This window comes from Agrobacterium leguminum (assembly GCF_005144435.2).
In the GTDB taxonomy this organism is placed as follows: Bacteria; Pseudomonadota; Alphaproteobacteria; order Rhizobiales; family Rhizobiaceae; genus Agrobacterium; species Agrobacterium leguminum.
On record NZ_CP120211.1, the window covers coordinates 2,047,147 to 2,072,992 of the forward strand.

Annotated in this window: 22 protein-coding genes and 1 tRNA gene; 11 read left to right on the forward strand and 12 right to left on the reverse strand. The window is 60.1% G+C overall.

Annotated elements, in window-relative coordinates; genetic code table 11:
* Positions 1-72 precede the first annotated feature (72 nt).
* Positions 73-1,281, reverse strand: a complete 1,209-nt coding sequence (locus tag CFBP4996_RS10030; RefSeq protein ID WP_080851076.1) for an NAD(P)/FAD-dependent oxidoreductase — start codon at positions 1,279-1,281, stop codon at positions 73-75.
* On the opposite strand from CFBP4996_RS10030, the gene mnmC2 reads away from it, so the two are divergent.
* Positions 1,280-2,041: a tRNA (5-methylaminomethyl-2-thiouridine)(34)-methyltransferase MnmC2 gene (gene mnmC2 / locus CFBP4996_RS10035; RefSeq protein WP_080851075.1), complete on the forward strand. Its 762-nt coding sequence runs from the start codon at positions 1,280-1,282 to the stop codon at positions 2,039-2,041. The two genes, CFBP4996_RS10030 and mnmC2, sit on opposite strands and share 2 nt — an antisense overlap.
* 81 nt (positions 2,042-2,122) lie before the next feature.
* Here the strand turns inward: mnmC2 and CFBP4996_RS10040 are convergent, their stop codons facing one another.
* Positions 2,123-5,794: a response regulator gene (locus CFBP4996_RS10040; RefSeq protein ID WP_162935829.1), complete on the reverse strand. Its 3,672-nt coding sequence runs from the start codon at positions 5,792-5,794 to the stop codon at positions 2,123-2,125.
* 506 nt (positions 5,795-6,300) lie between these two features.
* On the opposite strand from CFBP4996_RS10040, the gene CFBP4996_RS10045 reads away from it, so the two are divergent.
* Complete coding sequence (locus CFBP4996_RS10045) at positions 6,301-7,773, forward strand: DEAD/DEAH box helicase (RefSeq protein ID WP_035261393.1); 1,473 nt, start codon at positions 6,301-6,303, stop codon at positions 7,771-7,773.
* 234 nt (positions 7,774-8,007) lie between these two features.
* Here CFBP4996_RS10045 and CFBP4996_RS10050 read toward each other — a convergent pair whose 3' ends face one another.
* The 4 genes from CFBP4996_RS10050 to CFBP4996_RS10065 all read right to left on the reverse strand — a co-directional run bounded on the left by CFBP4996_RS10050 (position 8,008) and on the right by CFBP4996_RS10065 (position 11,403).
* Complete coding sequence (locus CFBP4996_RS10050; protein WP_080851070.1) at positions 8,008-8,916, reverse strand: DMT family transporter; 909 nt, start codon at positions 8,914-8,916, stop codon at positions 8,008-8,010.
* A gap of 161 nt (positions 8,917-9,077) precedes the next feature.
* Positions 9,078-9,467, reverse strand: a complete 390-nt coding sequence (locus tag CFBP4996_RS10055) for a DoxX family protein (RefSeq protein WP_162935828.1) — start codon at positions 9,465-9,467, stop codon at positions 9,078-9,080.
* 241 nt (positions 9,468-9,708) lie between these two features.
* A complete protein-coding gene (locus CFBP4996_RS10060; protein ID WP_003520529.1) occupies positions 9,709-10,326 on the reverse strand; it encodes a L,D-transpeptidase in 618 nt (205 codons plus the stop codon).
* A gap of 180 nt (positions 10,327-10,506) precedes the next feature.
* Positions 10,507-11,403, reverse strand: coding sequence for a DMT family transporter (locus CFBP4996_RS10065; protein ID WP_080851066.1), 897 nt, complete (start codon positions 11,401-11,403; stop codon positions 10,507-10,509).
* Positions 11,404-11,846: 443 nt separating this feature from the next.
* Between CFBP4996_RS10065 and CFBP4996_RS10070 the strand changes: the two genes are divergently transcribed.
* From CFBP4996_RS10070 to CFBP4996_RS10095, 6 genes are all read left to right on the forward strand, one after another.
* Entirely contained in the window at positions 11,847-13,256 is a 1,410-nt protein-coding gene (locus CFBP4996_RS10070; RefSeq protein ID WP_162935827.1) for a circularly permuted type 2 ATP-grasp protein, read from the forward strand.
* Positions 13,257-13,259: 3 nt separating this feature from the next.
* Entirely contained in the window at positions 13,260-14,201 is a 942-nt protein-coding gene (locus CFBP4996_RS10075) for an alpha-E domain-containing protein (RefSeq protein WP_059754302.1), read from the forward strand.
* A gap of 21 nt (positions 14,202-14,222) precedes the next feature.
* Positions 14,223-15,044, forward strand: coding sequence for a transglutaminase family protein (locus tag CFBP4996_RS10080; RefSeq protein ID WP_003520534.1), 822 nt, complete (start codon positions 14,223-14,225; stop codon positions 15,042-15,044).
* 4 nt (positions 15,045-15,048) lie between these two features.
* Positions 15,049-15,645 carry a class I SAM-dependent methyltransferase gene (locus CFBP4996_RS10085; protein ID WP_080851061.1) on the forward strand — a complete coding sequence of 199 codons (597 nt, stop codon included), beginning with the start codon at positions 15,049-15,051 and terminating at the stop codon, positions 15,643-15,645.
* Positions 15,646-15,762: 117 nt separating this feature from the next.
* Positions 15,763-16,227, forward strand: a complete 465-nt coding sequence (locus CFBP4996_RS10090; protein WP_080851058.1) for a GNAT family N-acetyltransferase — start codon at positions 15,763-15,765, stop codon at positions 16,225-16,227.
* 50 nt (positions 16,228-16,277) lie between these two features.
* On the forward strand, positions 16,278-16,688 hold the full coding sequence (locus CFBP4996_RS10095) for a VOC family protein (RefSeq protein WP_080851055.1): 411 nt from the start codon (positions 16,278-16,280) through the stop codon (positions 16,686-16,688).
* Positions 16,689-16,889: 201 nt separating this feature from the next.
* Here CFBP4996_RS10095 and araD1 read toward each other — a convergent pair whose 3' ends face one another.
* The 4 genes from araD1 to chvE form a co-directional block, all read right to left on the reverse strand.
* The gene (araD1, locus tag CFBP4996_RS10100; protein ID WP_080851052.1) at positions 16,890-17,885 is read right to left on the reverse strand and encodes a 2-keto-3-deoxy-L-arabinonate dehydratase AraD1; all 996 of its coding nucleotides are present in this window, start codon (positions 17,883-17,885) and stop codon (positions 16,890-16,892) included.
* 120 nt (positions 17,886-18,005) lie between these two features.
* A complete protein-coding gene (gguB, locus tag CFBP4996_RS10105; protein ID WP_080851050.1) occupies positions 18,006-19,202 on the reverse strand; it encodes a sugar ABC transporter permease GguB in 1,197 nt (398 codons plus the stop codon).
* Positions 19,199-20,737, reverse strand: coding sequence for a sugar ABC transporter ATP-binding protein GguA (gguA, locus tag CFBP4996_RS10110; protein WP_003520541.1), 1,539 nt, complete (start codon positions 20,735-20,737; stop codon positions 19,199-19,201). Before gguA ends, gguB begins: the two co-directional genes overlap by 4 nt.
* A gap of 90 nt (positions 20,738-20,827) precedes the next feature.
* A complete protein-coding gene (gene chvE, locus CFBP4996_RS10115; RefSeq protein WP_003520542.1) occupies positions 20,828-21,892 on the reverse strand; it encodes a sugar ABC transporter substrate-binding protein ChvE in 1,065 nt (354 codons plus the stop codon).
* Between the two features lie 255 nt (positions 21,893-22,147).
* Between chvE and CFBP4996_RS10120 the strand changes: the two genes are divergently transcribed.
* Positions 22,148-23,152, forward strand: coding sequence for a LysR family transcriptional regulator (locus CFBP4996_RS10120; protein WP_020808912.1), 1,005 nt, complete (start codon positions 22,148-22,150; stop codon positions 23,150-23,152).
* Between the two features lie 71 nt (positions 23,153-23,223).
* On the forward strand, positions 23,224-23,706 hold the full coding sequence (locus CFBP4996_RS10125) for a hypothetical protein (protein ID WP_080851045.1): 483 nt from the start codon (positions 23,224-23,226) through the stop codon (positions 23,704-23,706).
* Positions 23,707-23,761: 55 nt separating this feature from the next.
* Here the strand turns inward: CFBP4996_RS10125 and CFBP4996_RS10130 are convergent, their stop codons facing one another.
* Together CFBP4996_RS10130 and CFBP4996_RS10135 are read right to left on the reverse strand one after the other, a co-directional pair.
* Positions 23,762-24,025, reverse strand: a complete 264-nt coding sequence (locus tag CFBP4996_RS10130; protein WP_080851043.1) for a hypothetical protein — start codon at positions 24,023-24,025, stop codon at positions 23,762-23,764.
* A 259-nt stretch (positions 24,026-24,284) separates the two neighbouring features.
* Positions 24,285-24,791: a MarR family winged helix-turn-helix transcriptional regulator gene (locus tag CFBP4996_RS10135; protein ID WP_003520548.1), complete on the reverse strand. Its 507-nt coding sequence runs from the start codon at positions 24,789-24,791 to the stop codon at positions 24,285-24,287.
* A 520-nt stretch (positions 24,792-25,311) separates the two neighbouring features.
* Between CFBP4996_RS10135 and CFBP4996_RS10140 the strand changes: the two genes are divergently transcribed.
* Positions 25,312-25,388 (forward strand) — tRNA-Arg (locus CFBP4996_RS10140).
* Positions 25,389-25,846 lie beyond the last annotated feature (458 nt).

A 25,846-nucleotide genomic window follows, 5' to 3' on the forward strand; every position in this document is an offset into this window, starting at 1 on the left:
GGACAAACCGGCCTCGTTGCAGGCCAGCAGATAAGTGATTTGCGTGACAGATTAACGACGTGGGCGGCCTAATCAGAACTTTCTAAAGTCCGCGGCGGCAATACTCACATGTTGTTGAAGGTGAAAGCCCGAGGGGATGGCAGGCGTGTGACCGCACACGGTCTGCAACGCCGCATCGGCAAGAAAATGCGCAAGCCCGAAGCTGACCTTGAAGCCGCCGGTTAGCGCAACGAGCCTCGGATGGCCGGGGATCGTGCCCACCATCGGGTCCCTCCCCACCGCCTTCGGGCGCAGCCCGGCCCAGCGTTCCAGCACCGGCGCACGGGCAAGCAAAGGCACGACCGCACATGCATCCGCAAGCAGTTTTTCGAGCTTTTCATCGGTACCGAAGGGATCGGAAAAACAATCTTCGCTGGTACTGCCGATCGCGACCGTGCCATCCTCATGCGGCACGATATAAAGACCGTTCAGGAACACAACCGGCATCGCCGGGTTGGCTGCCGCATCGAGAAGCGCCGCCTGCCCCTTCACCGCCTGCCCCAGCGTCAGGCCGGCATCCAGGTCGAGGGCGTCGCGGATCAGGGGGAAGGAACCATGGCCGTTGGCGACGATGACATGGCCGAAAGAAACCTCGTCGCCCGACGACAGCACCGCCCGCCCGGCATCCGTGTCGAGCGAAAGAACGCGGCAACCTTCCGCCAGCCGCACATGCCGCGCCTTGCCGAGAAAAGCCGAAAGAAGGGCGATCATCGCACGTGGCGAGACCCGCGCCGCCAGCGTATCGAACACGAAACCCGCCTCACCCGCCGCATCATCCACCCAGCCCGCGACCGAAGGCCTGTCGCCGACATGCCAATGGAACCGGCACTCGCCCGACACCCAGTTCTCCAGCGCATCCCGTTCGTGCCGTTCGGCAATGGCGCGCAGATGCGGCTTCGGCAGCGGAATGATACGGCCGGAACGGCGATAGCCGGCGGAAAGCCCGGTCTCCGCCTCCAGCCCGGCAATCTCATTTTCCAGCGCAACGAGGGCATCGAACTGGAACTGCTTCTTGTCCGACCAGCGGTCCGGCATATGCGGCATCAACGCGCCCAGCAGCCCGCCGCTGGCGCCGCCGCCGGGGTGATCCGCCTCCACCAGCAATGTATCGATGCCGAGCCGTTCCGCCTTGACAGCGGCCCACAGCCCCATGATGCCGCCGCCGACGATGAGAAGCGGCACGGAGGCCGGCAATCTTGGAGATTGACCCTGTTCGAAAGCGGGATTATCGGCTTTAGCCATGAAACATTCCAACGAAAATATCACAGAGACCGGCGCAGCGGCCGGTTCACCGGCCGGGGAAGTCACCGCGCTCGACTGGCGTGACGGGGATATGCCCTATTCACTGGCCTTTGACGACCATTTTTATTGCCAGACGGATGGCCGGCTGGAATGCGGACATGTCTTCCTCTCCGGAAACGGCCTGCCAGAGCGTTGGCTCGAACGGGAGGGCGCCTTCCGCATCGGCGAACTGGGCTTCGGCACCGGGCTTAACCTCTGCGAGACATGGCGCCAATGGAAAGAGATGCGCAACGGCCGCTCCAGACTACATTTCATCTCCTTCGAACTCTATCCGATGAAGGCGGAGGAAATCGACCGGGCTCTTTCCCGCTGGCCGGAAGTGGATGCCGAACGCAAGGCGCTCACCGCCCTCTGGCCCGCCGAGCCGAAAGGACGGGTCGAAATCCAGCTCGATGACGAAACGCGCCTGACAGTGGTTTGCGGCGAGGCGCTCGCCGGCATTTCCGCAAGCGAGGAAAGTTTCGACGCCTGGTTTCTCGATGGCTTCGCACCCGCGCGCAATCCGGACATGTGGTCGCTGGAAATCATGCAGGCGCTTTTCGCAAAGACGGCGCCGGGCGGCACATTCGCCACCTATGCCGCCGCCGGCTTCGTTCGCCGCAACCTCATCGCCGCCGGTTTTGAGCTGGAACGCCGGAAAGGTTTTGCCGGAAAGCGGGAAATGCTCTGCGGGACCAAAGCATTTTCAGCAAAACTGTGAAGCGGTTTTGCGTCTGAAAATGCGTCATGGAAATAGCGCTCCGGCTGAAGCAATTCGGAGACCCGCAGTCGCTGCGGATAGTCACACGCCCGGCACGTCGCGGCGCGGCATGTTTTCGCCCAGCCATTGCGCGATCTTGTCTTCGAGCGTTTCCGGGCTGATGGGCTTCGACAGATAATCATCCATGCCCGCCTCCAGGCATAGTTCCCGATCCGCCTCCTGCGTATGGGCGGTAACGCCGATGATCGGCACATGCCGGCCGTCGGCGGCGGTCTGCTCCGCGGCGCGGATGGCCTGCGTCGCCTGATGTCCGTTCATGACCGGCATCGAGACATCCATCAGGATGATGGCGGGATTGTTCTCCTGCCATGCCTGCACGGCTTTCTTGCCATTGCCGACGATCAAAAAGCGCAGACCCGCCTGCTGCAATATCTGGGTGAAGACAATCTGATTGACGTCATTGTCCTCGGCCACCAGCACATCGACAAGGCTGGGCCGGTGCCGCGCCGGCACCGCCGTCGATGCGGCATCGCGCTGCTTTCTTTCGGCGGAGCCTTTTTCCGGCCGGACGGCGCCATCACGGCGACCTTCACGCGGGACCGGCGCTTGCCGGGCGCGTTTCAGCCGCACATCCCTTACCACATCGAACAGCGTGGAGCGCAGGAGCCGTGCCCGCGCCGGCTTCATCAGATGCGCCTGCACATTGAGATCGGTGAACAGCGTCTCGTCGCCGACGACATCCATGGAGGTCAGGAAAACAATGGCAATGTCGTCAAAGCGCGCATCCGCCCGGATTCGCTCCACCACATCCAGCCCGTTCATCACAGGCATATGATAATCGAGAACGATGGCGTCGATGGAAAAACCGAGCGACGCCGCCTCCTCAAGCACGGCGATGCCGGAAGGCCCATCCTCCACCGCGTGGCCGTCTATGCCCCAACTGCGCAACTGCTCCGTCAATATGCGGCGATTGACGTCGTTATCGTCGATGACGAGCACGCGGATATCGTCGATCGCCACGGAAAGAAGCGGAAGGTCGCGCTGTCTCTCGGTCACCTGAAACGGAATATTGACCTCGAAGGTCGATCCCCTGCCGACATCGCTGACGACCTTGATCGCGCCGTCGAACAGGCCGACGAGACCGACCGTGATCGCCAGCCCCAGCCCCGTTCCCTCGTGCCGGCGCGTGGCGGAGCCGTCGACCTGGCTGAACTTGTCGAAGATGGTTTCGAGCTTGTCGGCCGGAATGCCGATGCCGCTGTCTTCGACACGCAGCGACAGGATGGCCTCGGAAGCTTCCGCCGAACGCGCCGAAAGCTCGACCAGCACATGCCCCATTTCCGTGAACTTGACGGCGTTTCCAACGATATTGGTGACGATCTGCCGAAAGCGGCCGGCATCGCCGATGACCTTGCCGAAGACGGAAGCATCGATCCGGACGATCAGCTCTATGTCCTTCTCAAGCGCCGCCGAGGACAGCAGCGACACCACATCCTCGACCGCCTCCGCCGGATCGAAGGGCACGCTGCGCAGCCTCATCTGCCCGGCCTCGATCTTCGAGAAATCGAGAATGTCGTTGATGATCGTCAGAAGCGCATTACCGGATTTGACGATGATATCGGTGAAGGTCTTCTGGCGCGTATCGAGATTGGACTTGGCCAGAAGCTCCGCCATGCCGAGAACGCCGTTCATCGGTGTGCGGATTTCATGGCTCATATTGGCCAGGAATTCCGATTTGGCCCGATCCGCCGCTTCCGCACGCGATAGCAGCCGCTGCAATTCCTCTTCACGCAGCTTCATCTCGGTCACATCGGTGACGATGATGAGCCAGTAATTGCCGGAACTGTTGGTGGCCTCCAGATTGAGCCAGCTTTTGCCGGCGACATGGATGAGCCAGGAAAACGGCCGGTTGGCGGCGATATTCTCCCTCCAGGCGCGCAGCGTCTCGGAAGCCTCCCCGGCCGTGCCGAAATCGCCGCGCCCGGCGCAATGGGCGAAGAAACCCGACCAGTTGCAACCCTTTTCCAGAAGATGCGGCGGCACGTCGAACATACGCGCCATCGCCTCGTTGGACATGATGATGGTGCCCTGCTCGACCAGCACCAGCCCCTGCGCCATGGCGCGGGTAGCGCCCTGCATATATTCGCCGACCCGCTCCAGTTCGGCCTTCGCCTTGCTGATCTCAACGTCGCGCATGCGCACATCGGTGACGTCGGCATAGGTGCTGAGGATTTTCCCGCCTTCGAGCCGGGTTTTCGAAATGACCGTGACCTTGCCGCTTTTGCTGCGCACCTCGCGGGGCGCAAAGACCTCCTCCTTCAGAAGCCGCTGCACCCGCTCGCCATAGACCTCATCGAAAGGCCTGTCGCCATAGTCATAAAGGCCGCTGTCGAAATTCATCTCCATGAATTCGCGATAACTTTTGCCGACAAGCGACTTCTCGCCGCCGATCTCGCCCCAGACCTCATAAAAGAACGGATTGACATATTCGATGACGAGATCGGCGCTGAGCAGCAGCACGCCCACCGGCAGGGCATGGAGAACCGCTTCGAGCTGACGGTGCAGCGCCTCAGCCTCGGCCTGCGCGGCGATCAGCGCCTTTTCCCGGTCCTGCAGCAGGCTGGCATCGGTGACCGAGCCCACCAGATAATAGTCGTCGTCCGGCGTCGCGACCCGGCCGAGCCTTGTGATGACGGGAATGGCGCCGCCATCCGAAAGCGGAACGCTTCCGGTCTTTTCAATGGCTTCCCCGGTTTGCAGAATATGCTCGTTTTCCCGCTGGAACTGCGGGCCCTCCTCCGGAAACATCTCGCATTCGGTCTTGCCGATATGGTCGGCGAGGCTGCCGCCCAGAAATTTCTCATAGGCCGCATTGGCAAAGGTCAGCCGCCTGTCCTGATCTCTCAGGAACACGCCGACCGGCAATTGCTCAAGCGCGGCGCGCAGAAGCCAGGTCTCGCGGATCTGCGTGCTCAGAAGCGTCTCATGCGCCTTGAACTCGGTGACATCCACCCGCAGCCCCACCAGCATGCCGTTTTCCAGCCGCTTGTTGACCATGCGCACCCAGCGGCCATCGGCAAACTGCTCCACCCTTTCGAGATAGGGCAGTGAAAAATCCCGTAGCTGCTCCTGCATCCACCCTTCGAACGCCGGATCGCCGTCCTTCGCATCGCGGTAGCCGCTCGAAAAATAAATCGCCCTCATCAGCGTCTCGAGCGGGACGCCGGCCTTCAGGTCGACACCGAGCGCACTGTAGAATTCCCTGAAGCGGGTATTGCAGTAGACCAGCCGGTTTTCGCGGTCATAAATCACGATACCCGCATCGACGAGATCGATCACGCCGCTGCCGAACAGCAGGTCCGAAGCGCTGTCGGCTTGCGGAAAAACCTCCACGGCGGCGGACGGCATATCCTCGAACGCTTCGAACAGGAACAGATTGCCGTCGTCACCGGTGAAACGTTCGCAGCGAAGCGTGTATGGCCCGGACGCGCCCCCACCATGGCAGGCAATCATCTCATCCGTGGCGAAGACCAGCGAACGGCGCTCCCTGTCCTCACGCTCGGCATCGCGAATATCGGCGGAAAGGGAAAAGCTGGTGTGTCCTTTGAATGCCCCGGACGGACGCCCCATGATCCGGGCATAGGCGGAATTGACCGCGATATAGCGAAGTTCGCTGTCCTTGATGCACGCGGGCAGGTCCAGGGCAGCCACGGCCCTGCAAGCCTTTTCCAGCAACCCGCAGCCTTCGGTCAATCGATACTCCACACCTTGCAGTCCATTCCTATCGAATCAAATATTTCCGGACGCCGTCGCAAAAAACGTTATGTGAGAAAATCGATCTTTGCTATGTATCCGAGCGTGCCGTTACCCTTTTTTAACCATAATTCTTCGCTGGCACCCGCACCGTCCCCGCAATCGCCGGCTACCGGTGCGCATGGCTGCCATGCGCCCTCAAGCGGCGGCGTTACAAAACTATCGCTTGACTTTGACGCGCAAAACGCCCACATGGCCCTCAAGCTTTCACCTTCGGCAGCCGCGTGAGCTGCAGCGTATGACCGGAAAGACGTCCTTAAAAAAGGAATCTGGCCCGCATGAAGGAAAAGCGCAAAGAATACAGAAGACGGCATGTGCCGCACTGATGCGCAGAAAGTTATTCCAACCCACAAGTTCCCAATTCACGCGGGGTTCTTGACGCCGAAACCGCCGGACAGCAGCCCTGTTCCGGACGATTGGTTTTTGGCGCCCCGAAAGGCATTATATTGACCAGTTTTAGCGAACTCGGCCTCTCCGAAAAGATCGTGGCCAGCGTTACCCAGCTTGGCTATACGACCCCTACTCCCATTCAGGCAAAGGCCATTCCGCTGCTGCTCGAAGGCCGTGACCTGATCGGCCTCGCACAGACCGGCACCGGCAAGACCGCCGCTTTCGGCCTGCCCATCATCGAAATGCTGATGAAGCAGGCGGACCGCCCGGCAAACCGCACCTGCCGCACGCTCATCCTCGCCCCCACGCGCGAGCTGGTGAACCAGATCGGCGAAAACCTGCGCTCCTTCGTGAAGAAGACGCCGCTGCGCATCAACCAGGTGGTTGGCGGCGCATCGATCAACAAGCAGCAGCTCCAGCTCGAAAAGGGCACGGACATTCTGGTGGCGACCCCCGGCCGCCTGCTGGACCTCATCGCCCGCAACGCCATCTCGCTCTCCAAGGTCACCTATCTGGTGCTCGATGAAGCGGACCAGATGCTCGACCTCGGCTTCATCCACGATCTGCGCAAGATTTCGAAGATGGTGCCGGCCAAGCGCCAGACGCTGCTCTTCTCGGCCACCATGCCGAAGGCGATCGCCGATCTGGCCCACAGCTACCTGACCGATCCGCTCAAGGTGGAAGTGACCCCGCCCGGCAAGGCAGCCGACAAGGTGGAGCAATATGTTCACTTCGTCGCCGGCAAGAACGACAAGACCGAGCTTCTGAAGAAGTCGCTCAACGAAAACCCGGATGGCCGCGCCATCGTGTTCCTGCGCACCAAGCACGGTGCCGAGAAGCTTTACAAGCATCTCGAACATATCGGCTTCAAGGTCGCCTCCATCCACGGCAACAAGAGCCAGGGCCAGCGCGAGCGCGCTCTCAAGGGCTTCAAGGACGGCGAGATCAAGGTGCTGGTGGCAACCGACGTCGCTGCCCGCGGCATCGACATTCCGGCCGTAACGCACGTCTTCAACTATGATCTGCCGGAAGTGCCCGACGCCTATGTTCACCGCATCGGCCGTACCGCCCGCGCCGGCCGCGACGGCATCGCCATTGCGTTTTGCGCACCGGACGAAACCCGCCTGCTGCACGACATCGAAAAGCTGATGAAGATCGATATTCCGGTCGCCTCCGGCGAACGCCCGGCCGGTCTTGCGAGCCCAACGCGCCCCAACAACAACCGCGGCGGCCGCAACAACAATGGCGGCCATCAGCGCGGTCCCCGCGAAGGCGGACGTCACAACGGCGAATCCCGCCCGTCGCGCCACCATGCTCCGCGCGACGCGGACAACGATCTGGAAGTCACCTCCGACTTCAAGCGCGTCAAGCAGGCTGAAGGCGACGCTGGCCGCCCGGCCGGCCCGCGCAAGCACCGCCGCCCGGCCCGCAAGCCCGGCGGCAGCGGCGCCAACCGCCACGCCCCTGCCGGCGGCAACGGCCAGGAAAAGCGCGCTTCCGGCAACGGTCATCGTGGCCGCAACCGCTAAGTTGCACTGAGTGGATTAAGGACGCCCGGCATTGCCGGGCGTTTCTTCTCCCCGCCGGGGAGAAGGTGGCCCGAAGGGTCGGATGAGGGGGTAACGTTGCCGTATCTCACCACCCTTGCCCCCTCATCCCGCTGCCGCGACCTTCTCCCCGGCGAGGAGAAGAAACAAGCGGCACGCGCTCGCCAATAATCAAGCCCCGCAGCCACAGCCGGCCAGCGGGGCTTTGCTTTCCCCTCACCCACCCTGCGCGACCGGACGACGCCGTGACGGCAGGGTCATGGCCAACACGCCGGCAATGACGCAGACGAGACCGACCCACATGGCAGGCGTCGGCATTTCCCCCAGAAACGCCATGCCGATGGCGACGCCGACCGGCACCCTGAGATAGGCCTGCGAGGTGGTGCCGACGGAGCCCAGCGTCTGCATCAGCCGGAAATAGATCATGAAGGCGAGCGCGGTCGAAAACACGCTGAGGCACAGGAGCGCCGTCAGTGACGCCGCCGAAGGCGACAATGTCCAGGGCCGGTCGACGATCAGGCTCACGGGCAACAGGAAAACAGCGCCACAGATAAGCGAGCCGGCGGCCGGCATGATCGGATCGAGCCCTTTGAAATTTTTACTGAAAATGGCCGCGCAGGCATAGGAGAAAGCCGCCGTCAGCACGGCGAGCTGGCTCCATATCGCCTCGCCCGCGCCGCTCAGCGCTTCGACGCCGATGATGAGGCACACACCCGTCATGCCGGCAATGGTGCCGAACAGCTTGCGCCCGCTGACCGGCTCGTGCCGGATAACGAGTGCGGTGAGAAGAAAGGTGAAGATCGGTGTCGTTGCATTGAGAATGACGGCAAGACCGGCATCGATGCTCTGTTCCGCCCAGGCGATCAGCGTGAAGGGCAGAACGCTGTTGATGCAGGCCTGAATGAAGAACAGCCGCCACGTCGCCAAATCCGTGGGCAGGCGTAGCCCGCGCAGCCGGATCACCGCAAAGAGCAGCAGACCGGCGATCAGGGTTCTCGATGCGATGAAGGTGATCGGCGGTATCGTCTCCACCCCGATCTTGATGAAAGTATAGGATGCGGCCCACAGCGTGGACAACAGGGCGAGAAACAGCAATTCGCGGGCGATGGGGTTCTGGGAGGTCACGGATCGATTTTCCAACTGCGTTCAGGATGACCCGTTCTTAACCCGAAAACAAGCATCTATGCTTCGGCCACGGCCGAAGTTTCAATCATTCTCTAAAAAAAGCTCCGCACGGCGTGACCATGCGGAGCTTCTGCAAAAGAGATCGATGACGGGTCGGGCAATCAGGCCCGGCGCTCATCCACCGAGAAGGCGCCCGGACCGGCAACGAACAGATAGAGGAAGATGAAGCAGAACAGGATGGCGGCATCACCACCGTTCAGGGTCGGGAAGAAATTGCTCGGCGCATGCGCCATAAAATAGGCGACCGCCATCTGGCCGGACAGGATGAAGGCGACGGGACGCGTGAACAGGCCGATCAGCACGAGAATGCCGCCGACGAATTCCAGCAGTGCGGCTACAAGCATCAGGGTCGGCAGCGAGCCTTCCATCTGCGATGCCGGAAAGCCGAACAGCTTCTGCGTTCCATGCGCCATAAAAAGCAGCGCCGTCATGATGCGCAGCGCCCCGAGTGCCTGCGGGCGATAGCGGGAGAGAGAGTCGAAAGTTGCCATGTTCATGTGTCCCCGTTGAAGTGGTGCCGCGCTCGATACAGTGCATTTATGCCTTTATGGATACACGTCTCGAACACCGGAAATCACGTTTCCGATATAGCAGAACTCCCTTAAATACAGAAAGGGAGGCATTCTACACATGGTTGATTTTCAAGCATAAAATTGACCGTCTGCCGAAAAAATCAACTCAAGGATACAAGCATTTTCTGGCGTGGCAAAGGCGGAAAAATCCGCCTCTTCCTCACGCCTGCAAGACGACGACCTTCGAACCGACCGGCACGCGGCTGTAAAGATCGATGATGTCGTGGTTCAGCATGCGGATGCAGCCGCTCGACATGGCGTGGCCGATGGATTGCGGCTGGTTGGTGCCGTGCAGACGGAACATGGTGTCGTTGCCGCCGCGATAGAGATAGAGCGCGCGTGCGCCGAGCGGATTGTTCGGGCCGCCCGCCATACCGCCGGCGAATTTCAGATTGCGCGGATCGCGGCGCATCATGTTCGCGGTCGGCGTCCAGGACGGCCATTCCGCCTTGCGGCCGATATAGGCATCGCCCTTCAGCGCAAGACCCTGCCGGCCGACACCGACGCCGTAACGCATGGCGCGACCATCGCCCATAACGTAATAAAGCCGCCGCGCCGGCGTATCCACCACAACCGTTCCGGCCGGGTGCCTGGTATCGTAGGTGACTTCCTGCCGGCGCAGTTCCGGCTTGACCTTGTCGAGATGCATGGCGGGAAGCGGGAATTTCTCCTCCGGCTTTGCCGCATAATTCAGCCTCTGCTGGCCGATGCCGGTATTCGCGCAGCCAGCCAGAAACAGCGGCAATCCGAACAGAACACCACGACGTGAAATAGACATGTAACCCCCGCCAAATCTTTGGATTAACGAGAGGTATAATTTTATGGTTAACAAACCCCTAATATGAGGTTGTGGTAATTAGAGCATTTCCAGGAAAAGTGGAGCCCGGTTTTCCGTCCGGAAACGCAGCAAAACAAAGAGTTAGAGCGCTTTCGCTACGCGAAGAAAAGCGAAAACGCTCTAACGTGCGACAACCGCTGCGGCAGGTCTGCGATTGGCGAGATAAACCCCCGTCACCGCCAGAACGGTGCCGGCAATCATGGCGGGTGTCAGCGTTTCCCCAAAAAGCAGTGCTGCTTCCACCGCCGCAAGCGGCGGCACGAGATAGATCAGCGAGGCGGCCCGCGAGACCTGCCCGCGCCGGATGAGATAAAGAAGCAACGCCACGGCGCCGATGGAGATCGCACCCACCGACCAGGCGAGCGTGGCGGCAAGGCCGAGGCTCCAGTCCACATGCCCATCCTCCAGCAGAAGCGCGAAGGGCACGGTGACCAGCAGCGCACCGACATATTGCAGCGTGGCCACCGCCATGATGTTTCCGCCATGGACATATTTCTTCTGGTAGAGCGTGCCATAGGTAACCGAAGTCATGCCCAGCACATTCACCGCCACGGCGTAGAGCGGCACCGACAGGCCGACAGCACCGGTGGCCATGACCTTCGGCAGCACGGCAATGGCGATGCCGGCAAAGCCGATGAGCAGGCCGGCGCGCTGCAAGGACGAGATCCTTTCGCCGATCATGTAGCGGGCGGCCACCGCCGTCATCAGCGGCTGCAGACCGGCGATGATGCCGCCGATCGCCGCCGGCACACCCTGCCCTATCGCCCACCAGATCATGCCGAGATAAAGACCGTGCAGGAAGACGCCGGACAGGATCGCCCGGAAGAGATCGGCACGCCGCTCAGGCCACTGGATGGAGGAAAAGCGGCAGATCGCCCACAGCAACGCCCCCGCCAGCAGATAGCGCAGACAGAGAAAGGTCAGCGGTCCGGTATAATAGACCGCATATTTGGCGGTGACCCAGCCGGTCGACCAGAGAAAGACGAAGATGGCCGGAGCCAGACGGTCGAGCGACATGGGAACATCCCCTGTGCCGCACGATGCCCGTAACCGGACACGGTGCGGGAAAGGCGGCGAATTGATATTTCTGCGGCTTCACGCAAACCGGCGAAAGATCGAACCGGGCATTCAGCAAGGCGGTATCCGCATCCCGACGAAAGGTCAAAGGCGTTTTCGTGATCGCATCTTTCAGATTTTCTGATGCGACGCCCGATATTCATCAACCGAAAGCGACCGACTAAAATTTATGCATTCGCCCACGGCGCACACAGCACCGTCACCCCAATACGCGCCTCATCCGCGCGCAACCAATTTGCCAATGCCGCATTTATAGGCTGAAACCGAAAAAACGCTTCTTTTTTAAAACTCTAGAGTGGTGAAAAATCTTCGCAAGGAGCTCCGCATAGTTCTTGCATTGCATTTGGCGTTGTATTCATATGGCAAAAAAGGGGACATCGAAGTTGGCATTTGACGAAATGATAAATGCGGACGACACGCCGCGAAGCCCATATGAAAACTATAACGAGTGGTACAGCCGACAGGACAGGGCGCACCTGATCCAGAAATCAAAAGACGCGGAAAACATCTTTCGAAAAACCGGTATTACTTTCGCAGTCTACGGCCACGCCGACAGTTCAGAAAAACTGATCCCCTTCGATATCATCCCGCGCATCATCTCCGGACGGGAGTGGCGCAAACTGGCCCAGGGCATCGAACAGCGCGTCCTCGCCCTCAATGCTTTCCTCGACGATATCTACCACAAACAGGAAATCATCCGCGCCGGCCGCATCCCCCGCGAAATCATCGAGAAAAACGAAGCCTTCCTGCCGGAAATGATCGGTTTCACCCCGCCCGGCGGCGTCTACACCCATATTGTCGGCACGGATATCGTCCGCACCGGCGAAGACCAGTTCTACGTTCTGGAGGACAATGCCCGCACGCCGTCAGGTGTCAGCTACATGCTGGAAAACCGCGAGACGATGATGCAGATGTTCCCGGAACTCTTCCACGAAAACCGCGTGCGGCGGGTGGAGGATTACCCCTATCTGCTGCGCCAGTCGCTTGCTTCGCTCGCCCCGCCCGGCTGCACCGGCAAACCACGCGTCGCGGTGCTGACCCCCGGCATCTATAATTCCGCCTATTACGAACATTCCTTCCTCGCCGACATGATGGGCGTGGAGCTGGTGGAAGGTTCCGACCTTCGCGTCATGGACGGCAAGGTGAAGATGCGCACGACACGTGGCTATGAGGCCATCGACGTGCTTTACCGTCGCGTCGATGACGACTTCCTCGACCCGCTGACCTTCCGGCCGGATTCGGCGCTTGGCGTTCCCGGCATCATGGATGTCTACCGCGCCGGCAACATCACCATCGCCAATGCCCCGGGCACCGGCATTTCCGACGACAAGGCGATCTATTCCTACATGCCCGAAATCGTCGAGTTCTATACCGGCCGCAAGCCGCTTCTGGAAAACGTGCCGACCTGGCGCTGTTCGGAGCCGGACAGCCTGAAATACGTGCTGGACAACCTCGCCGACCTCGTCGTCAAGGAAGTTCACGGTTCGGGCGGTTACGGCATGCTGGTCGGCCCCACGGCGACGAAACGCGAACGGGCGCTGTTTGCGGAAAAGCTCAAAGCCCGTCCCGCCAATTACATCGCGCAGCCGACGCTGTCGCTGTCCACCGTGCCGATCATGGTGAAGAACGGCATCGCGCCGCGCCATGTCGATCTGCGCCCCTATGTGCTCGTCTCGGACAAGGTGCAGATCATTCCCGGCGGCCTGACCCGCGTGGCGCTGAAAAAGGGCTCGCTGGTGGTCAATTCCAGCCAGGGCGGCGGCACCAAGGATACCTGGGTACTGGAGGATTAAGCCATGCTGGGCAGAACGGCAAACGGGCTCTACTGGATGTTCCGGTACATCGAGCGCGCTGAAAACATCGCCCGGCTGATCGATGCGGGCCTGCGCGTTTCATTGACGCGCAGCGGCAGCGGCGATGAGGACTGGGACGGCGTGTTGCAAAGTGCGGGCGTTCATGAAGCCTTTCTCGAAACGCGCGAGAAGGTAACGGCAGCCAATGCGATCGATTACCTCCTGCGGGACAAGGCAAACCCGTCCAGCGTCATGTCGTGCATCGAGGCAGGCCGCAACAATGCCCGCATGGTCCGCACGGCGCTGACGCGCGAGACATGGGAAGCCACCAACGAATTCTGGATCGAGCTGAAAAACATCCTCGGCCGCAAGCTCAATCATGCCGAACTGCCGCAGACCATCGATGTCATCAAGCATCGCGCCGGTCTGGTGCGCGGCGCCTTCCACGGTTCGATGCTGCGCAACGATCTCTATAATTTCTCCCGCATCGGCACCTTCATCGAGCGCGCCGATAACACCGCCCGCATTCTGGACGTGAAATATTACGTGCTGCTGCCGGCGGTGGCGCATGTCGGCTCCTCGCTCGACAATGCGCAGTGGGAATCCATCCTGCGTTCGGTCTCGGCGCACCGCTCCTATGGCTGGGTCTACGATGCGGAATACAAGCCCTCCAACATTGCCGACTTTCTCATTCTCAATGGCCGCATGCCGCGCTCGCTGGCCTATTGTTATGAAAAGATCGCCAGCAACCTCAATTACATCGCCGAGGATTACAGCGAGAGGCACAAGGCGCACGACACGGCCGAGAGCATTCGCGACAGCCTGCGCGCGACCACCATCAGCCGGGTGATGGATGAAGGCTTGCACGAATTTCTTGAGAGATTTGTCAACCGCAACGGACAATTGGGACAGGAAATCACGGAAGGCTACCGCTTCTATCAATAAGCGCGTGGACGGGGACAGCTTATGCGTCTGAAAATCACCCATACGACGGAATATGTCTATGACGAGCCGATGCCCTATGCGTTGCAGCGGCTGCGCCTGACGCCGCAGACCGGCCCGGGCCAGACGGTGGAGAACTGGGATGTCTCGGTCGATGGCGCCACCGTCGAAGTGACCTATGACGACCATTTCGGCAACCGCGTTGCGCTGGTGGAAACGGAAGGCCCGCAGCAGCGGGTGAAGGTGGTGGCGAGCGGCACCGTAAACACCGAGGACAAGGCCGGCGTGTTCGGTTACCACATCGGCAATGCGCCGCTGTGGCTTTTCCTGCGCGAGACGCCGCGCACCAAACCGGGAAAGCTCGTGCGCGAACTGGTGAAGGTGAGCGCCGGCGACAGCGAGCTGGCCCGCCTGCACGACCTCATGGAAAATATTCACCGCAAGGTGGAGTATGTGCCGGGCGCGACCGATATCGAAACCACCGCGGAAACGGCGCTGGAAGCGGGCAAGGGCGTCTGCCAGGACCACGCCCATATCCTGATTTCCGCTGCCCGGCTGATGGGCCTGCCCGCCCGTTACGTTTCCGGTTATCTGATGATGGAAGAGGTGGAGGAACAGACGGCCACCCATGCCTGGGCCGAAGTCCATCTTCAGGGGCTGGGCTGGGTGGGCTTCGACGCCGCCAACAATATCTGCCCCGACGACCGCTATGTCCGCATCGCATCGGGCCTCTGCTACCGCGATTGCGCGCCGATATCGGGCATGCGGATCGGCCCGGCCGGTGAGACCCTGAATGTGTCGGTCACCGTGCAGCAATCGCAGGGCCAGAGCCAGTCGCAAAGCTGAGACGATGGCCGGCAGGGACGACGACACAATCGGCTTTTATACGGGTAACGCCGCGGCCTACACGTCGCGCGGGCAGGCGGCGGATCGCCCGCATCTGGAAACATTCCTGGCGCGGCTACAAGAGGGTGCAAGCATTCTCGAACTGGGATGCGGCGGTGGACAGGACAGCGAATTCATGCTGGCCGCCGGTTACGATGTCCACCCCACCGACGGAACGCCTGAAATCGCCAAAGCGGCGCAAGCCCGACTCGGCATTCCCGTCCGGACATTGCTGTTCGAGGATATCGATGAGAGTGCGCGATATGACGGCGTCTGGGCCAATGCCTGCCTGCTGCATGTGCCTCGCCCTGCCCTGCCGGGCATTATCGGCCGCATCCACACCGCGCTGAGGAAGGGCGGCGTCTTTTATGCCAGCTTCAAGGCCGGAGAAGCGGAAGGCCGCGACATGTTCGGCCGTTATTATAATTACCCTTCGAAGCCCTGGCTGGAAGACGTTTACGGACGGTTTGACTGGGCGGCGGTGGAGATCGAAGCGCGGCAGGGCAGCGGTTACGACCAGCTCCCGACCGCATGGCTGCATGTGACGGCAACGAAACCCTGATCCGGCGCGACAACTTGACGGTTGCGAAACCCCGTCCCACCCGGTTTAATCCCCGCATCGATTTGAAAGCATGATCCGGCTTCAGCCTGCGGGAGGAAAGCCGGCCGGGAGACGGCCTTGTACAGCATTTCCGACTATCGCGACTGCCAGTCGCATGGACCCGTCATCGCCGAACGGGTCTGGACGGCATGGTGGCAGGATAGCGGCCTTCAGGTAGGCGACGTCGCCGATCACCTGAAGGACATGACCAACCCTCATACGTTGCCTACCGGCTTCGTCGCCCATGACGGCGGCGATTATGTCGGCTCCGCCTTCCTCATCCATTGCGATCTGGAAGAGCGTCCGCAATATCTGCCCTGGGTCGCAGCCCTGTGGGTGGAAGAAGACCGCCGGCGCTCGGGCGTGGCGCGAGCCTTGATGCAGGCCGCGACGCAAAGGGCAGCCGAACTTGGCCACGAGACCAGCTATCTCTGCTGCCAACGGGGTCTCGAAGCCTATTATGTCAACTGCGGCTGGACCGTTCTGGAACGTGGCGTCGGCAAACACGACCTGACGGTGCTGACCTACACAACAGACAAATAGGTTTCCGCCGCGATCCGCCGCCGGAAACCCCTGAACCGCCGGGAGGAACCATGCAACCGCCAACCGCCATTATGGAAACCGCGCTCTACACCGACGATCTCGACGCCGCCGAAGCCTTTTACCGGGATGTTTTCGGGCTGGAAGTGGTGCGCAAGCTGCCGGGGCAATTCATCTTCTTCCGATGCGGGCAGCAGATGCTGCTGCTCTTCGACCCCGAGCAATCCCGCCGGGCCGACCCCGACAATCCGATCCCCCGCCACGGTGCGGTGGGGCAAGGTCATTTCTGCTTTTACGCCAGGGACAAGTCGGGGGTGGACGGCTGGAAGGCGCACTTCGAAGCGCTCGGAATTCCCATCGAACATTATCACCGCTGGCCGAATGACAGCTATTCCGTATATATCCGCGATCCCGCTGGTAATTCGGTGGAGGTTGGGGAAGGCAAGCTGTGGGGGTTCGGGTGAGGCAAGCGCCTGAAAGTTGCCCGACACACAAAGGGATAACGGGATGAAAGAGCTATCATCTGGCGTCATCCTCGGGCTCGTCCCGACGATCTATCCAGGTCGCGTAAAATCACTAGGTCGCAGATCCTCGGGACAAGCCCGAGGATGACGTCGAGGGAGGGATGACCCACCCCCGACCATTTTTCACGCGCAGTCCGCAGATCAGATCTGGCGAACGGTGATCTCTTCTTCCGAATCCACGGCCAGCGGGTTCTTCAGCGGCAGGCCGAAGCCGGCGGCTTCGATCTCGAAGACGTCGCCCGCTTCCGGCTTGATGCCTTCTGCGAAGGAAAGCGTCGCAGTGCCGAACATGTGCACATGCACGTCGCCGGGCGCGCGGAACAGGCCGTATTTGAAGTGGTGATATTCGAGGTTCGCGAAGGTGTGGGACATGTTGTCCTCGCCCGAAACGAACGGCTTTTCGAAGATAACCTTGTCGCCGCGGCGGATGCGCGAGGTGCCACGAATATCCGACGGCGGGGCGCCGACGCGGATTTCCGGGCCGAAGCTTGCCGGGCGCAGCTTGGAATGGGCGAGGTAGAGATAGTTGATCCGCTCGGTGACGTGATCGGAAAACTCGTTCGAAACGGCAAAACCGATGCGCACCGCTTCGCCCTTATCGGAGATCACGTAGATGCCAGCCATCTCAGGCTCTTCGCCGCCATCGAGCGCGAAGGACGGAGAGGTGAGCGCCGCGCCCGGTGCTGCCGCCACATGGCCGTTGCCCTTGTAGAACCACTCGGGCTGAACGCCCTTTTCACCGGCCTTGGGCTTGCCGTTTTCGAGACCCATGCGGAACATCTTCATGGAGTCCGTCAGGCTTTCTTCCGCCGCTTCCGTGGTCTTCTTGTGCATGCTGTCGCGGGTCGCGGCCGAACCCAGATGGGTAAGGCCCGTGCCGGTCAGATGCAGATGCGCCGGATCGGGATGGGTGATCGGCGGCAGGAAACGACCTTCGGCATAGGCCTTTTCGAGATCGACGGCATCGCCAAGACCATAAGCGGAAATGACATCGGCAAGGCTCTTGCCGCCATTGGCGGCTTCCATGGCAAGCGCATAAACCGACGCCGCACCCTTGACGGCGTGCGCCTGTCCGCCTTCTTCGCGAACGGCTACGGTGATCTTGCCACTGGCATCCTTGATCTGTGAAATAAGCACGGGATTTCCTTCCTCCGGCGCAACGCGCCTTTATCTCTTCTACGCGGCGCATAACGCCTGCATCTTATGAAAGTGGCCGGAAACCGGCCACTTTTTTGACTTGCTATGTGGGTTGGGCAATCAGCCCTTGTTCTTGTTGTAAACGTCGAAGAACACGGCGGCGAGCAGCACGAGGCCCTTGACCATCTGCTGGAAGTCGATGCCGAGGCCGACGATCGACATGCCGTTGTTCATGACACCCATGATGAAGGCGCCGATGACCGCGCCGGTGATCTTGCCCACGCCGCCGGATGCCGAAGCGCCGCCGATGAAGCAGGCCGCGATAACGTCAAGCTCGAAGCCCACACCCGCCTTCGGCGTCGCCGAGTTGAGGCGTGTCGCGATGATCATGCCGGCAAGACCGGCCAGCACGCCCATGTTGACGAAGGTGAGGAAGCTCAGGCGCTCGGTATTGATGCCGGAAAGCTTGGTCGCCTTTTCATTGCCGCCCATGGCGTAGATGCGACGGCCGATGGTGGTGCGGCGGGTCACGAAGCTGTAGAGCGCAACGAGAACAAGCATCACGATCAGCACGTTGGGCAGGCCGCGATAGGTGGAAAGCTGGTAGCCGAGGAACAGGATCGCGGCCGAGATCAGCACGTTCTGGGCGATGAAGAAACCGAAAGGCTCGACATCGATACCGTGCTTCACATTCACGACGCGACGGCGCCATGCGAGATAGAACAGCACGACGGTAATCAGTACCGTCAGGATCATCGAGGTGGTGTTGAGACCTTCAATGCCGCCGATATCGGGCAGGAAGCCGGTGCTGATGATCTGGAAATCGGTCGGGAACGGACCGATGTTCTTGCCGCCGAGCACGAACAGCGTCAGGCCGCGGAACACCAGCATGCCCGCCAGCGTCACAATGAACGACGGAATGCGGTGATAGGCGATCCAGTAACCCTGTGCAGCACCGATGATGCCGCCGATAACGAGACAAATCAGCGCCGCAAGGAACGGGTTCATGCCCCATTGCACGGTCAATATGGCCGCTATCGCGCCGACGAAGGCGACGATGGAGCCGACCGAAAGGTCGATATGCCCGGCCACGATGACGAGCAGCATGCCCAGCGCCATGATGACGATGAACGAGTTCTGCAGGATGAGGTTGGTCAGGTTCACAGGGCGAAACAGGATGCCGCCGGTGTAGAACTGGAAGAAAACCATGATGGCGACGAGCGCGATCAGCATGCCGTATTCGCGGATATTGGAGCGAATATACGACCCGACCGAGATGACGTTACTTTCTTCGTTTGTTGTGTTTGCCGAACTCATGAGTTCTTCTCCCCTGAGCGCATGATAGCGCGCATGATGCTTTCCTGGCTCGCCTCTCCCTTCGGCAATTCAGCGACGATGCGGCCTTCGTTCATGACGTAGATGCGGTCGCAATTGCCGAGCAGTTCGGGCATTTCCGATGAGATCATCAGAACGCCTTTGCCGTCGGCAGCGAGCTGGTTGATGATGGTGTAGATTTCGTATTTCGCGCCGACATCGATACCGCGGGTCGGTTCATCGAGGATCAGCACGTCGGGATTGGAGAACAGCCACTTGGAGAGCACGACCTTCTGCTGGTTGCCGCCCGAAAGATTGACCGTTTCCTGAAAAATCCCCGACGAGCGGATGCGCAGGCGCGTGCGAAAATCGCTCGCTACCTTCATTTCCTTGATATCGTCGATGATGCTGGCACTCGACACGCCGGCCAAATTGGCAAGCGTGGTATTGTGCAGAATATTGTCGTTGAGCACGAGACCGAGATGCTTGCGGTCTTCCGTGACATAGGCCAGACCGGCATCGATGGCCTTGCGCACGGTGCTGACATCGACCGGCTTGCCGTCGATCAGCACTTCGCCGCTGATCTTGTGGCCATAGGACTTGCCGAACACGCTCATGGCGAATTCGGTGCGCCCGGCACCCATCAGACCGGCAATGCCGACGACTTCGCCCTTGCGCACGGTAACGTTGATATCGTGCAGAACCTGGCGGTCGCGGTGCTGCTGGTGATAGGCGTTCCAGTTCTTCACTTCGAGAATGGTCTCGCCGATCGGCACGTCGCGCGGCGGATAACGATCCTCGAGATCGCGCCCCACCATGTTGCGGATGATGACATCCTCGCTGATTTCTTCCTGATGACAGTCGAGCGTCTTCACCGTCATGCCGTCGCGCAAAACGGTGATCTGGTCGGCCACCTTGCGCACTTCGTTCAGCTTGTGGGTGATGATGATCGAGGTCATGCCCTGCTTGCGGAATTCCATCAGCAGGTTCAGCAGCGCCTCGGAATCGCTTTCGTTGAGCGAAGCCGTCGGCTCATCGAGGATGAGCAGCTTCACGCTCTTCGACAGCGCCTTGGCGATTTCGACCAGCTGCTGCTTGCCCACACCGATATCGGTGATCAGCGTCTCCGGCGATTCCTTCAGGCCCACCTTCTTTAAAAGTTCGCGGGTACGGTTGAAGGTCTGCTGCCAGCTGATGACGCCGCTCGAAGCGACCTCGTTGCCAAGGAAGATGTTTTCCGCAATCGACAGAAGCGGCACAAGCGCCAGCTCCTGGTGAATGATGATGATACCAATATCTTCACTGTCGTTGATGGCGCGAAAATTCCGCACAGCGCCTTCATAGTGGATTTCGCCCTCATAGGTGCCGGCGGGGTAAACACCGGAAAGGACCTTCATCAAGGTCGACTTCCCCGCGCCGTTCTCACCGACGAGTGCGTGGATCTCACCCTCTTTAACCTTGAGGTTGACGTTCTCAAGCGCTTTCACGCCCGGAAACGTCTTGGTGATGTTCCGCATTTCGAGAATGGTATTGGCCATATCGCAATCCAGCGCCCGATTAATTCCGGCGTTTTTATTTTTATGGAAAAACGGGGATGACGCCAAGCCATCCCCGCATGTGTGTCGAGCTTATTTCAGCTGGTCTTCCTTGTAGTAACCGCCATCGACGAGAACCTGCTTGTAGTTCTCCTTGGTCACTGCAACCGGCTTCAGCAGGTAGGACGGAACGACCTTGACACCATTTTCATAGGTCTTGGTGTCGTTCACTTCCGGCTCCTTGCCCTGCAGAACGGCGTTGACCATGTTCACGGTCACCTTGGCGAGTTCGCGGGTGTCCTTGAAGATGGTGGAATACTGTTCGCCGGCAATGATCGACTTGACGGAAGGAACTTCAGCGTCCTGACCGGAAACGACCGGCAGCGGCTGGTCCTTCGTGCCATAACCAACGCCCTTCAGCGAGGAGATGATGCCGATGGAGAGACCGTCGTAAGGCGACAGAACGGCGTCAACCTTGGCGTCGGTGTAATAGGCCGACAGCAGGTTGTCCATGCGGGCCTGGGCCGTTGCCGGGTCCCAACGCAGCGTACCGACCTTGTCCATGCCGGTCTGGCCGGACTTCACGACGAGCTTGCCGCTGTCGATGTAAGGCTGCAGAACCGACATCGCGCCGTCATAGAAGAAGAAGGCGTTGTTGTCGTCCGGGGAGCCGCCGAAGAGCTCGATGTTGAACGGGCCCTTGCCATCCTTCAGGCCGAGCTTGTCGACGATCGAAGTCGCCTGCAGAACGCCAACCTGGAAGTTGTCGAAGGTGGCGTAGTAGCTGACGTCGCCGCTGTTGCGGATCAGGCGGTCATAAGCGATGACCTTGATGCCCTGCTCGCCGGCCTGCTTCAGGACGTCCGACAGCGTCGTGCCGTCGATCGATGCGATCACCAGGACCTTGACGCCCTTGGTGACCATGTTTTCGATCTGGGAAAGCTGGTTCGGAATATCGTCATCGGCATATTGCAGGTCGGTCGTGTAACCGGCTTCCTGAAGCTGCTTCACGATGTTGTTGCCGTCGTCGATCCAGCGTGCGGACGACTTGGTCGGCATGGCGATACCAACGGAACCCTTGTCCTGTGCGAAAGCCGGCACTGCGAAAGAAGCAGCACCGATGGCACAAGCTGCCATCAGCGAAATAATGGACTTCATTAACTCTCTCCCTTGAGCCCTTCTCTGGAGCCCGCGTGCTGCGGTGCACCATGAAATTCATGCCGTCAGAGGAAGAAGCCGCATTGCGCTCACTCCGATTTCGCAATTGCGAAACAGAACAGCTGCCGCTCCTCCCCGGCATTCCGCAAATTGTTCTGAATCCATATAACTGTCAAATAGAATAAATCAGTTTCCATATATCAATTATGATATATTAAATCGATACAAAAACCGATGAGGGGTATAAAACCACGGATGAACAACCAAAAAGTGTATGAGCAGGCGCAAACAACGGATGCCCTTTTCGTCTTTGAGGACAACCCTTTGCTGCGGGCCGGATTGAAGATGAGCCACCTGCGCATGCTGGTCATGATCGAGGAGCACGGGCAGGTCAGCGCGGCCGCCGCCGCCATGAACATGACGCAGCCCGCAGCCTCGCGCATGCTCTCGGAAATGGAGGCGATCGTCAAATCACCCCTTTGTCAGCGAGCCTCGCGCGGCGTGGTGCTGACGAAATTCGGCGAGGCGCTGGCGCGGCGGGCGCGCACCATATTGCTGGAACTGCGCGAGGCGAGCCGCGAGCTGAACCAGATGAAATCCGGCAGCGGCGGCTCGGTCTATATCGGCGCCGTCACCGCGCCGGCGATCAGCCTCGTGGTTCCCGCCATCAGGCGCGCCATGGACACCTATCCCGGCATCGAAATCAACGTGCAGGTGGAAAGCAGCAACGTGCTGGCCCGCGAACTGCTGGCGGCCCGGCACGATTTCATCATCGGCCGGATACCGGACGATTTCGATCCCGGCCTCTTTTCCATCCATGAAATCGGCATAGAGCGCGCCTGTCTCGTGGTGCGCGAAGGCCACCCGCTGCTTCGCGGCGAGCCCGTGACACTGCAGGATCTCTCCGGTTACGACTGGGTCTTCCAGCCGCCCGGCGCGCTCTTGCGCAGAACCATGGAGGATGTGTTCCTCACCCACGGCGTCGCCATGCCGCGCAACGTCATCAACACACCATCCGTGGTGCTCACCCTTGCGCTAGTCTGCAACACGGATGCCATCGCCCCAATCGCGCAGGACATGGCCGAATTCGTTGCCGGCCAGCAGGCCGATATCGGCCGAACCCGGATATTGCCGACGGATTTCGAACTCGTCGTAAAGCCATACAGCATCATTACGACCAAGGGCCGTGTTTTGCCGCCCAGCGCCCGCCTGCTTTACGATCTGGTTCTGGATGAAAGCCGCAAGCTGACCGGCCCGTGACGGCGGCAAGCCAGACACCACCTTCATGATCCATAAAGGCCGGATAGTCAGACCGGCGAGGGAAAAGCCGCATGCTCTTCGGACAATCCGTTTTCCAGTCGGTCGTCGACAGGCTGAAACACGAAAAAGAAACGGAAGAGGAAGGCGCGGAGCCGCCACCGCCCGCCGGTCACCGCATTGCCGGTTTCAGCTCGGGCTTCGTCATCGATACACATATTGAAACGCCGCCGCCCGCGAACGGCAATCTCGATGCCTATCTCGCCTTCCTGGCCGACCCCGCGCCACCGCCCGAACCGGAGCCGAAGCCCGAACCGGAACCGATGCCGGCCCATCTCGAAAAGACGTCGCTTGCCGATGTTTCGGCGGAACTGGCGATCCACGACACCGACACGGCCGCAACGCTTGCGGAAAAGCGCCGCGCCTTTGCCCGCCTCAATCATCCCGACCGGGTGAAACCGCAGTTCCGGCACAACGCGACGCTGCGCATGACAGCGGCCAATCTCCTGATCGACCAGGCGATACGGATGCTGCGGGCGCGGGAGCATTTCCGGTAAAAGTGCCGGACGGCCTTATCTCGCAAAATACATGAAACGAAAGACAGGCGGCGCTTCAGCCCGCATCGTTCTTGTCGGTGGGCGCGCTTTCGGCGGCAGGCTCATCCGCGCCATTTCCGCTTTTGGGAGCATCGCCTGCGGGTTTGAACTTCAGCAGCAATTCATACGCCGCATAGGCGCCGATGCCGGCAACGATGGTTCCCCAGAAAAACTCGCGATTGACGAATTCGATGACGGCCCATGCGGCGCAAAAGCCGACGATGAGCAACCGGACCCACAGGGGACGATAAAGCGGATGACTCGTATCGATATTCAGCATGGCGTTCCCGTCCCGGGCCTTTCCAGTCGATCGCATGATTGCGGTTCCACACCCAAAGGCGTGAAGATGCTTATGCGTCTTGGCGGTTTCACAGGAAAATTGCAACGCAATTCAGCCCCGCTGCCGATCAGGCTGGCGTGAAAGACCCGCGCAGGAAGACCGTCGCCGGTGCCGAAGGCAATGGCAAGACGCAACATCTGCGTCACAGGCAGCACCCTGCGGCGGCCTGTGCCTGGATTGCCCCCGCTCTCGCCGAAGGTCAGTCGCGCAGGCGTCCGAGCAGCGCCAGAAGCTGATCGCGGGCCTTCTTGCCGCCGATCCTGTCGATCAGCTTTTCCTCACGATCCCGCCAGGTGTTGGAAAGCCGGTCGAGAAGGCTGCTGCCCTCCTCCGTCATGTCGAGGAAATGAACGCGCCTGTCCTCTTCCGATTTGCGGCGGACGAGCAGTCCCTTCTCTTCCATGCTGTCGACGATGGCGACGAAATTGGCGCGCTGTATGCCGAGCGCTTCCGCCACATCGCTCTGCTTGAGGCCCGGATTGCCGCCGACGATGACGAGAACGGAAAAATCGGCCGGCCGCAATCCCTGCTCCGCCAGCACATCGGCAAAACCGTTTGCCACGGCAAGTTGCGAGTGCCGCAAATGATAGCTGATCGCAGTCGTCAGCAACCCATAGTCGATAGCCGTGATATGCGCCGCTTCCGCGCTGCCGCTTTCGGCCTTTTCCGTCCGCGGCCCGTTGCTGTGTGCCAATCGCAAAGCCATCCGATCCCCCGCCTGATTCGTTCCTTTACCTTGTCGAAATCATAACCGACAACGTCACGAAACTGTATCCCAAATAAATGTAGATGATACTAATATTGTATAATAATTTGACAGTTAATCGCCGGCAAAGCAAACCCGGACTCCGGATCGCCACCCGGCGAACGAAAAAAGTATGACTATTTACCCGCCAATTTTGAGGGGATAAAATCGCGTCCCGCGCCGTATTTGAAAGGCGTTGCCCTCATCCGACCGTCTCTTCGTGAAAGCGGCAAAACAGCGGCCCGACCCGGGAATAACATACTACTTATAAGGGAAACCCTATTGCGGCAAAAAGACAATACGTCAAACGACGCATCGCCCTGCCACCGCTGAAAGACCCGCGACCACCCCAAAACAGCCCCCACGCCGGGCTCCGCCCAAAAACAGGCAACGTTTCGCAAATCTCTGATTTTTAGACATTGATGCGAAAACAAAGCTGGGGTATGAACCAACCGCTGCACGCGATTCAAGCGTGACCGCTGCACCCGTAGCTCAGCTGGATAGAGTGTTGGATTCCGATTCCAAAGGTCACAGGTTCGAATCCTGTCGGGTGCGCCACTAAAATCATTCTCCATCCCTTGACGGCAGAGTCCCAGTTGCACCGGAAACCGCGCACGGGTGCCTTGCCCTCATAATCTGCCTCTTCCCATTCTTGAGACGCCCGCTGGTAGTTGGCTTCCTCTATGTCCAACCAAGCTTCGATCTCTGCAAGCATGGACTCGTCAGCAGGGACAATCCGATAGGCTATTATGCTTCCTTTGCTTCGGGCGTTGCGACCCAGATGAATCACGGCAGGTAAATATCGACAGACAAGTTGCCCGCTTCCCTTCCCGACATCAGCATGAATCTTCTTCTAACTCGCCACATAAGGCGAAGCGGGATTATGGGTATGAGCCAAGACACACCGAGCGTCCTATCGGCACCTATGGAAGTTCCGCCCAGAACCCGATAGATGATCATTTAGTGCATTTGCGCCGGCGAGGGATCCATCCGGGTATCGCTGGAAATGCGACGCA

Excerpts from the sequence above, each read along its gene's own strand:
- mnmC2 (WP_080851075.1), top strand. The coding sequence starts at position 1,280 with ATGAAACATTCCAACGAAAATATCACAGAGACCGGCGCAGCGGCCGGT.
- CFBP4996_RS10030 (WP_080851076.1), bottom strand. The coding sequence starts at position 1,281 with ATGGCTAAAGCCGATAATCCCGCTTTCGAACAGGGTCAATCTCCAAGA.
- CFBP4996_RS10055 (WP_162935828.1), bottom strand. The coding sequence starts at position 9,467 with ATGGCAACTTTCGACTCTCTCTCCCGCTATCGCCCGCAGGCACTCGGG.
- CFBP4996_RS10060 (WP_003520529.1), bottom strand. The coding sequence starts at position 10,326 with ATGTCTATTTCACGTCGTGGTGTTCTGTTCGGATTGCCGCTGTTTCTG.
- CFBP4996_RS10065 (WP_080851066.1), bottom strand. The coding sequence starts at position 11,403 with ATGTCGCTCGACCGTCTGGCTCCGGCCATCTTCGTCTTTCTCTGGTCG.
- CFBP4996_RS10075 (WP_059754302.1), top strand. The coding sequence starts at position 13,260 with ATGCTGGGCAGAACGGCAAACGGGCTCTACTGGATGTTCCGGTACATC.
- CFBP4996_RS10080 (WP_003520534.1), top strand. The coding sequence starts at position 14,223 with ATGCGTCTGAAAATCACCCATACGACGGAATATGTCTATGACGAGCCG.
- CFBP4996_RS10085 (WP_080851061.1), top strand. The coding sequence starts at position 15,049 with ATGGCCGGCAGGGACGACGACACAATCGGCTTTTATACGGGTAACGCC.
- CFBP4996_RS10095 (WP_080851055.1), top strand. The coding sequence starts at position 16,278 with ATGCAACCGCCAACCGCCATTATGGAAACCGCGCTCTACACCGACGAT.
- gguB (WP_080851050.1), bottom strand. The coding sequence starts at position 19,202 with ATGAGTTCGGCAAACACAACAAACGAAGAAAGTAACGTCATCTCGGTC.
- gguA (WP_003520541.1), bottom strand. The coding sequence starts at position 20,737 with ATGGCCAATACCATTCTCGAAATGCGGAACATCACCAAGACGTTTCCG.
- chvE (WP_003520542.1), bottom strand. The coding sequence starts at position 21,892 with ATGAAGTCCATTATTTCGCTGATGGCAGCTTGTGCCATCGGTGCTGCT.
- CFBP4996_RS10120 (WP_020808912.1), top strand. The coding sequence starts at position 22,148 with ATGAACAACCAAAAAGTGTATGAGCAGGCGCAAACAACGGATGCCCTT.
- CFBP4996_RS10125 (WP_080851045.1), top strand. The coding sequence starts at position 23,224 with ATGCTCTTCGGACAATCCGTTTTCCAGTCGGTCGTCGACAGGCTGAAA.
- CFBP4996_RS10130 (WP_080851043.1), bottom strand. The coding sequence starts at position 24,025 with ATGCTGAATATCGATACGAGTCATCCGCTTTATCGTCCCCTGTGGGTC.
- CFBP4996_RS10135 (WP_003520548.1), bottom strand. The coding sequence starts at position 24,791 with ATGGCTTTGCGATTGGCACACAGCAACGGGCCGCGGACGGAAAAGGCC.